Annotated in this window: 8 protein-coding genes and 1 pseudogene; 8 read left to right on the top strand and 1 reads right to left on the bottom strand. The window is 32.4% G+C overall.

The genetic code is table 11. The features are described from left to right. A pseudogene (locus tag ABDZ53_RS00585) lies at nucleotides 1–189 on the bottom strand (IS4 family transposase); the annotation flags it as partial. Nucleotides 190–385: 196 nt separating this feature from the next. Between ABDZ53_RS00585 and ABDZ53_RS00590 the strand changes: the two are divergent. From ABDZ53_RS00590 to ABDZ53_RS00625, 8 genes are all read left to right on the top strand, one after another. Next, nucleotides 386–2,650, top strand: a complete 2,265-nt coding sequence (locus ABDZ53_RS00590; protein ID WP_343752920.1) for an AraC family transcriptional regulator — start codon at nucleotides 386–388, stop codon at nucleotides 2,648–2,650. Between the two features lie 341 nt (nucleotides 2,651–2,991). Continuing rightward, nucleotides 2,992–3,990 (top strand): ABC transporter permease, encoded by a 999-nt coding sequence (locus ABDZ53_RS00595; protein ID WP_343752922.1) that lies wholly within the window; start codon nucleotides 2,992–2,994, stop codon nucleotides 3,988–3,990. A 16-nt stretch (nucleotides 3,991–4,006) separates the two neighbouring features. Further along, complete coding sequence (locus ABDZ53_RS00600) at nucleotides 4,007–4,900, top strand: carbohydrate ABC transporter permease (protein WP_425541660.1); 894 nt, start codon at nucleotides 4,007–4,009, stop codon at nucleotides 4,898–4,900. 109 nt (nucleotides 4,901–5,009) lie between these two features. Then, nucleotides 5,010–6,461 carry an aldehyde dehydrogenase gene (aldA, locus tag ABDZ53_RS00605; RefSeq protein WP_343752924.1) on the top strand — a complete coding sequence of 484 codons (1,452 nt, stop codon included), beginning with the start codon at nucleotides 5,010–5,012 and terminating at the stop codon, nucleotides 6,459–6,461. A gap of 75 nt (nucleotides 6,462–6,536) precedes the next feature. Beyond that, complete coding sequence (locus tag ABDZ53_RS00610) at nucleotides 6,537–7,832, top strand: Gfo/Idh/MocA family oxidoreductase (RefSeq protein ID WP_343752926.1); 1,296 nt, start codon at nucleotides 6,537–6,539, stop codon at nucleotides 7,830–7,832. 78 nt (nucleotides 7,833–7,910) lie between these two features. Beyond that, the gene (locus tag ABDZ53_RS00615; protein ID WP_343752928.1) at nucleotides 7,911–10,217 is read left to right on the top strand and encodes a glycosyl hydrolase family 2 protein; all 2,307 of its coding nucleotides are present in this window, start codon (nucleotides 7,911–7,913) and stop codon (nucleotides 10,215–10,217) included. Nucleotides 10,218–10,240: 23 nt separating this feature from the next. Then, nucleotides 10,241–11,203 (top strand): AraC family transcriptional regulator, encoded by a 963-nt coding sequence (locus tag ABDZ53_RS00620; RefSeq protein ID WP_343752930.1) that lies wholly within the window; start codon nucleotides 10,241–10,243, stop codon nucleotides 11,201–11,203. A 27-nt stretch (nucleotides 11,204–11,230) separates the two neighbouring features. Beyond that, the coding region (locus tag ABDZ53_RS00625; protein WP_343752932.1) for a beta-galactosidase at nucleotides 11,231–11,785 on the top strand (555 nt) is incomplete at its 3' end.

Consider the following 11,785-nt stretch of genomic DNA (forward strand, 5'->3'; position numbering starts at 1 on the left):
CAAGTGCCGTAAACTGTCTGTTTCATCGTTGATGGCGTAAAGAAATAGGCGAATCACTTTCTTAAAGGTCCACTTTTTAGAGTAACGATTGAACGCCTGGATGTTTTCCTGTGCTTTGACACTTAGATTTTTAAGATTAATGTACGAAAACCATTTATTTATGGTCATTTTTGTTTTATACTTATCCATGTCGTAGTCCTTTATATTGGTCTTGGATAAGTCATCCAACCCCATTATAAAGGACTTTTTTATGTCATGAAACAGTTAAATAATTTAATGCAACACTAGTGCCTAAATATAAATTATAACTAAGATAAAAGAAAAAAAGTGATTAAATAAACTTATAAATACAATAGTAAAAAGTTTTAAATTGAAGGTGCTATTTATGAATATTGTCAAAAATAAAATAAAGAATATAAATTATAAACTAGCTTCATTTATAAGTGGTTTATCAAAAATAAAAATTGCACCGATATTATTAATTGTATCAATACCTAGTTTACTTATTGGATTAACAATTTATTTTATCGTTGTAGATCAAATGACTAATGAAATGATTAGCAATCATGAAAAACAGGTTCAATCGCAAATAGATTTTATTGATCAAGAATTTCAGGCTTTAGAATTAAGTTTAAATAATACAAGTCACCAATCATTCTTCACGAGAGACTATGCAAACATTGATTTCAATGAAGATTTTTATATCGCAGAACAATTAAGAGATGTGCTTTTGTCTAAGCAGAATAGTTCAAATTTAATCGAAAGAATTCATTTTTTTCTAGATTCTGATAGTCCATTAGTTTTTAATCCTAATTTAAGAAGGGTTAGCGAAGATTTAGTGACATATTATCGTAATTTCATCGAAATTGGTGATTTCTACTGGGGAATAAATACTTTAAATGAATCAAATGAAAGTCACATAGCAGATATTGTCTTAGTGAGAAATGTTCCATCGTTTTTTAATGTGTATGATGAAAGTATGTCTTCTTTTGTAGTAGAACTGAACTTAAATACTATCTCTCAAATGGTGGATGGACTAAATCCTTTTGATACAGGTTATTCGTATTTAATAGATAATGAAAATGGTATAGTGCTCTCTTCTAATAACAATACTAATCCAGAGCTAACAGGAATTTTAGAAAAAGGAGATAAAAACAATTTAATTGATTCTCAAGTAATTGAAAGTATCGATAGAGAAAACTACTCGGTTATCACTGGTTCAATGGATCGGGTAAATAATAGTTGGACGTATATTTCTGCTGTACCTGTTTCTATAATTACTGAGCCAGTTAGAAATGTATCAATAGTTATAATAATTGTAAGTTTGATTGGTATACTTTTATCGATGATATTAGCGAATTTCACATTACAATTTATTTTAAAGCCTCTAAGCAATATAACAGAAAATATTAACGGTAAAGCTGGAAATTATTATAGCTCCATAGAATTAACGATTCAGAACCTACAGGATTTAAGAAATGAAAAAAAAGGCTTAGAAAAAGATATTAATATAACTAATAAAAAATTAATTAGTAGTATTTTATATCAATTGGTAGAGGGAAGATTTCAAGACTACAATGATAAACTATTAGAAGAATATGAAGAGTTTAGTTATTTCTTTAAAGGACAAAGTTATTACTATATTGACATTCAATTTAAAGAGCTCAATGAAAAAAAGCAATTGGAAAAATTATTTGAAGAATATTTTCCTGAAAATAATTTTTGGATCAACTATACGCCAGAGCATTCAGGTATTGTGATTAGCTTTGACAATGAAAAAATTAGTTTAGAAGATATTTTACATATTCTTGATAAAACTACAAGTAATCGTGATAGTATTAATTACTCAGTTATTGTGAGCAGACCTTTTAACAGTTTGTATTATCTCAATGAGATAGTTGAACAAATTAGAGTTAAAAAGAGTTCACTAGAGCAAAAAACGGATAATGTTATTGTGCTGCCAAAAGACAATAAACTTAAGACAAATGATGATTTTAACTATCCATTTAATATTGAAAATAAAATTATGGAAAACATTGGACTAGGAAATTATAAAATAATAAACGATTTACTTGAGGAATTTAAAGAATATCTCGATGGCAAATCTGGTAATATAATTCAATTCTCGCTTGTTCAACTATATGGGAGTATACAAAGGAAAATTATAAAAGATGGCAATAACCCTTTTGATATTTATGAAGATAATAATTTCTACAAAAAGTTAATTTATAATATAAATGTTCAGGAAACTATTAAATTTCTTTATGAAGAAATTATTACACCTTATATAATTTCCAGAGAAGAAAAAGAACTTTCAGAAAAAGAGTACATTGTAAATGAAGCTGTGAATTATATACACTCTAGTTACATGTATGATATTTATTTAGAAGAATGTGCAGATAAGTTAAACATTAATACCTACACCCTAAGTAAATGGTTTAAACAAATTATAGGTACTAATTTTATAGATTATTTAACAACTTATAGATTGGAACAATCAAAGAAATTACTGATAAATACTAATAAGAAAATTCGTGAAATAGCTGAAGATGTTGGATATAAAAATAGCTATTTCAATAGAATATTTAAAAAGAATCAGGGTTTAACCCCTGGACAATATAGGAAAAAACACAAAAGTAATGAGATTTAAAAACAATAAAGATCTGTTAGTATTAAAGGGGAAAGTTTATTTCTCCTTTAAACTAACGGAGAATAATACTAAAGTAAATTATTAATAGCAATTCTACTTGAGGACTAACGAGTGAGAATAGTACAAAATTGCAACAAAACTCAAGAATATTTACAACACGTTAATATTCTAAGGGTTTAAAATAAAACATTATAGCAAAAATCTTCAATTGAAAAATCCTAATATATTTTTTAAAGTTAAGATATTGAAAGCGCAAACAATATTTTAAAGGGGGAAATAGGGCTTCAATATTGAATGACAAAATAATAAATTATAGATATATTTAGTGAAAGGGTGAAATAATGGACAATAAAGCAGAAACACAAAACGAATTGACAAAAACACTAACAGCAAAGGAAAAGTTAAATGATATAAAGGAAACAGAATCAAGATTTTCAAATTTATTCAAGTATTTTTGGAAATATAAGTATTTATATTTATTATTATTGCCTGGGATAATTTATTTTGCTTTATTTAGATATGCACCTATGTATGGGGTAATTATCGCTTTCAAGAACTATGTTCCATTTTTAGGCATTAATGGTAGCCAATGGGTGGGGCTTGAACATTTTCGTCAGTTTTTCGATAGTCCTGATTTTGTCAGGTTACTTAGCAACACTTTAATAATAGCATTTTTAGGGATTTCTGTATCTTTCCCGATTCCAATACTATTAGCCGTTTTATTAAATGAATTGCGTAGTTCGTTATATAAAAGATTTATACAAACCTGTATATATATACCTCACTTTTTATCGTGGACAATTGTAGTGGGACTTACCCATCTTTTATTCTCAATAAATGGTGGCGTTATCAGTGATTTATATACTTCACTGACAGGTAATACACTTAATTTTTTAGCGAATCCTGAATTATTTCGACCCATGATCATACTTCAACAAGTTTGGAAAGGGGCAGGATGGGGAACTATAATATTCTTAGCAGCATTATCTAGAGTATCGCCCGAGCAATATGAAGCAGCAATTATAGACGGAGCTGGTCGTTTTAGAAGGATTTGGCACGTTACATTACCAGCCATTAGACCCACAATTGTAATAATGTTAATTTTAAGTATGGGCTCAATTTTAAACACTGGTTTTGATCAGATATTCTTAATGACGAACTCTTTAAACAGGTCAGTAGCAGATGTATTTGATACCTATGTTTATACTATTGGAATTACTCAAGGAGCTCATTCATACAGTACAGCCATCGGTTTATTTAGATCTCTAGTAGGTATTATACTAATATTGACTACAGATTTTATAGCAAAAAGAGTAGATAAAGATAGCGGTTTATTCTAAGAAAGGAGAGAAATTCATGAGTACGAGTGCATCAATTCACAAATTACACAATACGAAACCTGGAAAAGTATTTGATTTTATTAATATACTCTTTCTTCTGATTTTTGCTGCCACTACAATTCTACCATTTTTATATGTAGTAGCAGGATCTTTTGCCACTGAAGCAGAGTTAGCTAGGCGAGCGTTCTTTATATGGCCTGAAACATTTACGTTAAATGCATACAGACATATATTTTCTTCGAGTGCTTTTGTTAGGAGTATAATTATCACGATAGGAGTAACAATAGTCGGTACGCTGACTCATCTCTTTTTCACTTTTACTATGGCATATCCATTGTCGAAAAGAGATTTAAAAGGTAACAAAATATTAATGAATATAGTTGTTTTTGCTATGCTTTTTAGTGGGGGTATGATACCTACTTATTTAATTGTTCAATCATTAGGGCTAGTTAATTCTTATTGGGCATTAATTTTACCAGGAGCAATTAATCCTTTCAATTTAATTATAGTTAAAAACTTCTTTCAACATTTCTCCAAAGAATTAGAAGAATCCGCAAAGATTGATGGAGCTTCTGAATTACAGATCTTTTGGAAAATAGTTCTTCCATTATCAAAACCTCTGATAGCAACTTTCACACTATTTTTTGCAGTTGCAATTTGGAATGATTTCATGGGACCACTTTTATATATGCATGATAGTTCTAGATGGACATTACAGTTGATACTTCGTCAAGTAACAATAGCTAGTGATCCACATTCACTTGGCGAATTAGATCCTAATTATATTCCACCAGCAGAAGGTATGAAGTTAGCAGTCATTGTGATTGCAACTGCCCCTATTATGATGATATATCCGTTTTTACAGAAACACTTCGCTAAAGGTATTATGATTGGTTCTGTAAAAGGATAAAACTTAGGCAATTTAAGACAGTATTTTGACAACTTAAGATATTAATAAAACACTTATGAAAACGTATACTAAATATAGTAAGAAAAATCTTTATAAGGGAGAGGGAATAATGGATTTAGTTCTAGACCAATATAAAATGTATATCGATGGCGAATTTGTAGACGCAAGTAACAAAGAAACATCGGATAATGTCAATCCTTCAAATGCTAAGGTGATAAACCAAGTACCAAAAGCTTCAGATGAAGATTTAGAGAGAGCGTTGGATGCAGCCACTCGTGCTCAAAAAGAGTGGAAGAACGTCCCATCAGCTGAAAGAGCAGAATACTTATATAAAATTTCTGCCTTGATACTTGAACATAAAGAAGAGTTTGCTCGTATTATTTCAGAAGAAGTAGGAAAAGTGACTGCACAGGCAATTGGAGAGGTAGAAGCGACAGCTGAATACTTTAAGTATTATGCTGGTTGGGCTCGCAAGTATGAAGGAGAAATCATTCCTAGCGACCGTCCAAACGAAAATATCTTAATTTTCAAAAAACCATTAGGTGTGGTTGCAGGTATCTTACCTTGGAACTATCCTTTCTTCTTAATCGCACGTAAAGTAGCTCCAGCATTGTTAACAGGAAATACAGTAGTTGTAAAACCATCAAGCAGTTCACCTAACAATGCCTTAGTCTTTGCTCAACTATTAGAGCATATTAACTTGCCTAAAGGTGTCGTTAACATCGTAACAGGTGATAGAACATTAGGAAGCAAAATGGCTTCTAGTTCTAAAGTAGACATGGTGTCCATTACAGGTTCTGTTCCTGCAGGACAATCAGTTATGGAGGCTGCAGCTAAAAATATTACTAAAGTGAACTTAGAATTAGGCGGAAAAGCGCCATCAGTCGTATGGAAAGATGCTGATTTAGACTTGACTGTTAAATCTATTGTCGATTCTCGCGTGATTAACTCTGGTCAAGTATGTAACTGTACAGAGCGTGTGTACGTTCATGAAGATATTAAAGAAGAATTCTATGAAAAAATTAAACAAGCAATGAGTCAAGTGACTTATGGTGATCCTTTAAGTGATGATTCCGTAGGAATGGGTCCTCTTATTACTGAATCTGGATTAAACTCAGTTATGGAAAAAGTTGAAACGGCTAAAAAAGAAGGCGCTCGCGTCTTAACTGGAGGAAACAAAGGAAAAGGCGATGGCTACTTCTTTGAACCGACTGTTATCGTTGATACTAAAAATGACATGGATATTATGCAAAATGAAATCTTTGGACCAGTTTTGCCTATAGGTACATTTAAAACGTTAGATGAAGCGTTAGAATTAGCTAATGATTCTGAATTTGGATTAACTTCAGCCATCTTTACAAATAATACTAATGTTATGATGAAATTCATCAATAACATGGATGCTGGAGAAGTCTATGTCAATAGAGAAAGCTTCGAATCTATCCAAGGTTTCCATGCTGGTTGGAAAAAATCAGGTATTGGTGGAGCAGATGGGCGTCATGGCTTAGAAGAATTCCTAGCTACTACTGTCGCTTATATTGATTATGATTTAAGTGTATAGTAAAAACATTATCATGAAAGAACCCGGTTCTTTTAAATTAAGCATTCTCCAATACTATAATGAAGGTGTAATTAGATGAAGAAAAGATATGTACAAGTAGGCGTAGGTGGAAGAGCACGATTTTTCTACGAATCGATTGCTTCCACTTATAGTGAAACAAGTGAGATTGTTGGTGTATGTGATATTTCTCAGACGAGAATGGACTTTGTGAATAAAAAGTTAACACAAACCTATGACTATGAAAAACCCGTTCCAACTTATTTCGAAAATCAGTTCACAGATATGCTTGATGAATTAAAACCTGATGCGGTTATAGTGACTAGTGTAGACAGAACTCATGATCACTATATCATTACTTCGATGGAAAAAGGGTATGATGTTATTACAGAAAAACCAATGACTATCGATGCCGAAAAAACTCAGGCTATTTTAGATTGTCAGGAAAAAACAGGACAGAAATTGACTGTCACTTTCAACTACAGATATGCTCCGCATAATAGTAAAGTAAAAGAATTAGTCAGTTCTGGTGTGATTGGAAATGTTCACTCCATTCACTTTGAATGGCTTCTAAATACAAAGCATGGAGCTGATTACTTTAGAAGATGGCATCGAAACAAGTTGAATAGTGGGGGATTGTTCGTTCATAAATCGACTCACCACTTTGATTTAGTTAACTTTTGGATTAATTCTACACCAAAAGAAGTGTTTGCCTATGGTGATTTAAACTTTTATGGAAGAGCCAATGCCGACAAAAGAGGCGTCAAGTCCCGTTACCCTCGATACTACGAAAGTGGACATATAGAGGATGATCCTTTCGCTATTGATCTTACATCAACTGAAGAGTTAAGAGAGCTTTATTTAAATGCTGAAGCTGATAGCGGGTATATTAGAGACCGAAATGTGTTTTCAGATGAAATATCGATTGAAGATACGTTAGGCGCATTAGTCAAATACAACAGAGGGACAATTTTAACGTATTCATTAAATGCCTATATGCCTTGGGAAGGTTTTAATGTTGTCTTAAATGGGGACAAAGGAAGAATTGAACTGAAAGTTGTCGAGAATTCTTATATAAATTCTGGAGGTAAGAAAGAAAATGAAGGAGCTTTAGAAGATTTTTCATTAATGGTGTTCCCATTATTTGAAGAACCTTATGAAGTACCAATAAAAATGGAATCTGGTGGACATGGTGGAGGAGACCCTGCCCTGCTAGAAGACATTTTTGGAGAACCTAAAGAAGATCCTTTAAATAGAGCTGCTGGTCATATGGATGGAGCTTTGTCGATATTGACTGGGATTGCAGCTAACAAATCAATCGCTTCTGGAAGACCTATTCAAATTAAAGATTTAGTTGATATTAAAAATAAATAATGCACAAATAAAGATCTTAAGAAATGAACGTATTCTTGAGATCTTTATTTTAGCTCAATAATATGCGGTGGTGAAATAATGGAAGGAAAGTTTAAATCTCCCGACAAAGAGTATACGCCTTATCCTTTTTGGTTCTGGAATGATGAGCTGGATGAAGGTGAAATTAAAAGGCAAATAAAGGAAATGAATGATAAAGGTGTTAACGGTTTTGTTTTACATCCCAGAATAGGTATCCCCAAAGATATCGTTTACCTAGGTGAAAAGTTTTTTCATTATGTCAAGGTGGCTGTAAAAGAAGCTGAAAAGTTAGGCATGAGGGTTATTTTATATGATGAAGGAATGTATCCCTCCGGTTCAGCGAATGGGCAGGTTGTAGAAAAGCATCCTGAATATGCCTCTAGAGGAATTTATAGTATAAAAGCAGAAGAATTTAAGCAAGATAATGAAGGGTTTCAAGAAATTATTTTTAAGTATCTTATTAAAGATGGGAAAATCATAGAAGAATACCAAGGACACTCTGGTAATAATCTTTACTATCTTGTTCATGAAGATAGTAAAGGGACGATTAGAGGGATTCATTACGGCGAAGATGATGGAGAAGAAAATGCACCGGCATCGGTCGATTTATTAAACAAAAAAGCGATTAAATACTTTATGCTACTGACACATGAGAGTTATTATGAGAATTTAAAAGAGTTTTTCGGATCTACTATAGTGGGTTTCTTTACTGATGAGCCGGATATACTTGGAAGAAATGCTCAAAAAAACATGCTTCCTTTTAATGATGAGCTTTACAAGAAATTATCAGAGGAAGGCTTTGATCTGAAAGATATTGCATTAGCTACTTTAGAAGAAAAAGACAGCCTACTCAATCAGAAGTATGCTAAATGTGTCACGGATTTATTAAGTGAAAACTATTACCAGCCGATTTCTAATTGGTGCAAAGAACATAATATTTTCTTAACTGGCCATCCTCATGGAAGTGATGATTTAGGCCTTCAGGAACATTTTCAAATTCCTGGTCAGGATACTGTATGGAGATGGGTAGCGCCAGAGAATAAATTAAATGTCACTGGCACTCATTCTACTCTTGCTAAATGTTCATCTGATGCTGCCAGACACAAGGGGATCGGTAGAAACTCTAATGAAGTGTTCGGCTGCTGTGGAAAAGATGGGATTCAATGGTCCTTATCTCCAACTGACATGAAATGGTATTTAAACTGGCTATTTATTAGAGGAGTCAATATGATCATTCCTCATGCCTTTTTTTATTCGATTAGAGGAGAAAGAAAACATGAGCGCGCACCTGATGTAGGGTTGAATAACCTATGGTGGGATAAGTACCATTATTTCTCGCAGTTCATTAAGCGCTGCAGTTATATGTTTAGTGATGTTGTCAACCAAACGAACATCTGCATTATCGCTCAAGCCGATTTTATGCCTCACCAAGGCTTAGATACACTGTATGAAAATCAGATAGAGTTTAACTATTTACTAGATGATTATGTGTTTGACAATAAAGTGACGATTCACTCATCATTTATTGAAATAAATAAACAAGCTTATGATACCGTCCTTATTCCAGAGACGTATTTAAAAATAGATTTAATAAAGGATAAGCTTAAGGAATTTGAAGCGGCCGGTGGTCAATTAATTATTTATAATAACGAAATAAGTGACAGTCTATTAGAAAAGTTAAAAGACAGATATACTGCAGATATTCAATTTAAGGGAGAGAACCTGTCGAATATCAGATTGTCACACTTTAAAAAAGAGGGGACAGAGTTTTACGCACTATCAAATGAAGGCTTTTCTTCAGAAAACTTAGAAGTGACATTCAACTCTAACATAAACAGTTTTGAGATTTGGGACCCTTGGGAAGGGACAATAAATCATTACAAGTTAGTCGGCTCTCAATCAGAATTCACTATTCAGGCTAACCAGTTAGTTTTCATTAAGCCGTCTGTTGAAGAGTCCGAAGAAGTATATGAATCAAACCGTACAGAAGAAACGTCAGTTGATGTTTCAATCAAGCATACTGACCAGCCGCTATCCGATTTTGGATCGTGGACAGAAACAGAAGAATTAGCCTTTTATTCCGGTTCAATACAATATACGTTAGCATTCCATAATACAGATGATTTATCAGATAATCACTATTTATTGGATTTAGGACGAGTAAAGGAGTTTGTCACACTAATTATAGATGGAAAAGAAAGTGATACGAAGTTCTGGGCTCCTTATTGCTTTACTCTAACTAAAGAAGACATGCTGAATTCAGAAATCCAATTAGAAGTAACTAATACATTAGCTAATAAGTATGATAGAATAAAGTTGGAATCAGGCTTAATAGATAAGATAAAAGTATTAAAAGTGATTAGTTAAATCTAAGAGGTGGCTGTTAACAAATGGATGCACTATTAAAGAAGTTGAAAAAATATAATGATGAAGAAAAAAGTATTATCAATGCCTCACAAAAAGACATAGTCAAAGCTTATTACACGACCCAACAAGAATTTGTTATTGAAAGTTCTAAATTTTTGAAAGATGACAATTTAATTATTACGCGAAAGCATCCCCGATTCATTAAGTTTCCAATGCATAAGCATGATTATATCGAACTTAATTATGTTTTCAATGGTCAACTTAAGCAAAAAATAGGGAATGAGGAAATTGTTCTTAAAAAGGGAGAAATGCTGTTTTTGAACCAACACATTGAGCATTCTTTAGAAAAATGTGGGGAAGAAGACATCATAATCAATTTCATTATCAACCCCTCATTTTTTGATTATATTTTCCAAGAGCTGGAAAAAGAAATTACTGGGGAAATGATAAATAAATTCCTTTTCCAAAGTCTATTTGACAATAATAAAGATGGCAGTTATCTATACTTTAAAGTATCTTCAGTCGAATCGATTCAGAAGCTGATGGAACAAATGATTTTGGAAATGATGGACAAAAATTTACTGACTGAAATAAAAATGAAATTTACTATGGGTCTTCTCTTTGTTGAACTAATGAAGCACACACATTTACTAGAATCTAAAGAAGTGAATTATGACTATCGACGGATGAATGAAATAATCAATTATATAAGTGATTTCTATCCTAGTGCATCTCTTAATGAACTAGCAGATAAATTGAATATGGCTACTTATAATTTAAGTAAATTAATTAAACAAAGTTCCGGAAAAACCTTTAAAGATTTAGTACAGGAAAAAAGAATCGATGAAGCGAAAAAAATATTAAAGTATAAAAGCAACTCAGTTGAAGAGGTAGCTAATTTAGTTGGATACGATAATATTAGTTACTTTTATCGTTTGTTTAAAAAACACACTGGCTTCACACCCAATCGTTATAGAAATTCTTGATAAAAAAGCCTAAAAGGAGACTCAGATTTGACTCAAACGATTATAAATATAGAACCCACTAGTAAGTTAATTAAACCCTTGCCCTTTGAAGGGAGGAATGGACAAGAAGAATTGAGTATTAATACTCACTACTTCGAAAAAAATCAAAAGCCCTGGTATCCGGTAATGGGAGAATTTCACTATTCAAGGTTTGACCAGAGAGAATGGAAGCGTGAACTGGCTAAAATAAAATCTGGCGGCATTAGTATAGTTGCTAGCTATGTCATATGGATTCATCATGAAGAAATAAAAGACCAATGGGATTTTAGTGGCCAAAGAAATCTAAGGCAGTTCATAGAATTATGCCAGGAACAAGAGCTTTATTTCTTTTTAAGAATTGGACCTTGGGCTCACGGGGAAGTACGGAATGGTGGCTTTCCAGATTGGCTTCAAAACGGAGGGTATGAATTACGATCCAATGGTTCAGAGTACTTGAAACAGGTAGACAATTATTTTAAGCATATTTATAAAGAAGTAGAGGGTCTGTTTTATAAAGATGGCGGCCCTATTATAGGTATCCAGATTGAAAATGAATATGGTCAT

The organism is Alkalibacterium iburiense, assembly GCF_039521845.1.
Lineage (GTDB): Bacteria > Bacillota > Bacilli > Lactobacillales > Carnobacteriaceae_A > Alkalibacterium > Alkalibacterium iburiense.

What these genes read in the sequence shown, in the direction of transcription:
- ABDZ53_RS00620 (WP_343752930.1), top strand. Translation starts at nt 10,241, where the DNA reads ATGGATGCACTATTAAAGAAGTTGAAAAAATATAATGATGAAGAAAAA.
- ABDZ53_RS00590 (WP_343752920.1), top strand. Translation starts at nt 386, where the DNA reads ATGAATATTGTCAAAAATAAAATAAAGAATATAAATTATAAACTAGCT.
- ABDZ53_RS00600 (WP_425541660.1), top strand. Translation starts at nt 4,007, where the DNA reads ATGAGTACGAGTGCATCAATTCACAAATTACACAATACGAAACCTGGA.
- aldA (WP_343752924.1), top strand. Translation starts at nt 5,010, where the DNA reads ATGGATTTAGTTCTAGACCAATATAAAATGTATATCGATGGCGAATTT.
- ABDZ53_RS00615 (WP_343752928.1), top strand. Translation starts at nt 7,911, where the DNA reads ATGGAAGGAAAGTTTAAATCTCCCGACAAAGAGTATACGCCTTATCCT.
- ABDZ53_RS00595 (WP_343752922.1), top strand. Translation starts at nt 2,992, where the DNA reads ATGGACAATAAAGCAGAAACACAAAACGAATTGACAAAAACACTAACA.
- ABDZ53_RS00610 (WP_343752926.1), top strand. Translation starts at nt 6,537, where the DNA reads ATGAAGAAAAGATATGTACAAGTAGGCGTAGGTGGAAGAGCACGATTT.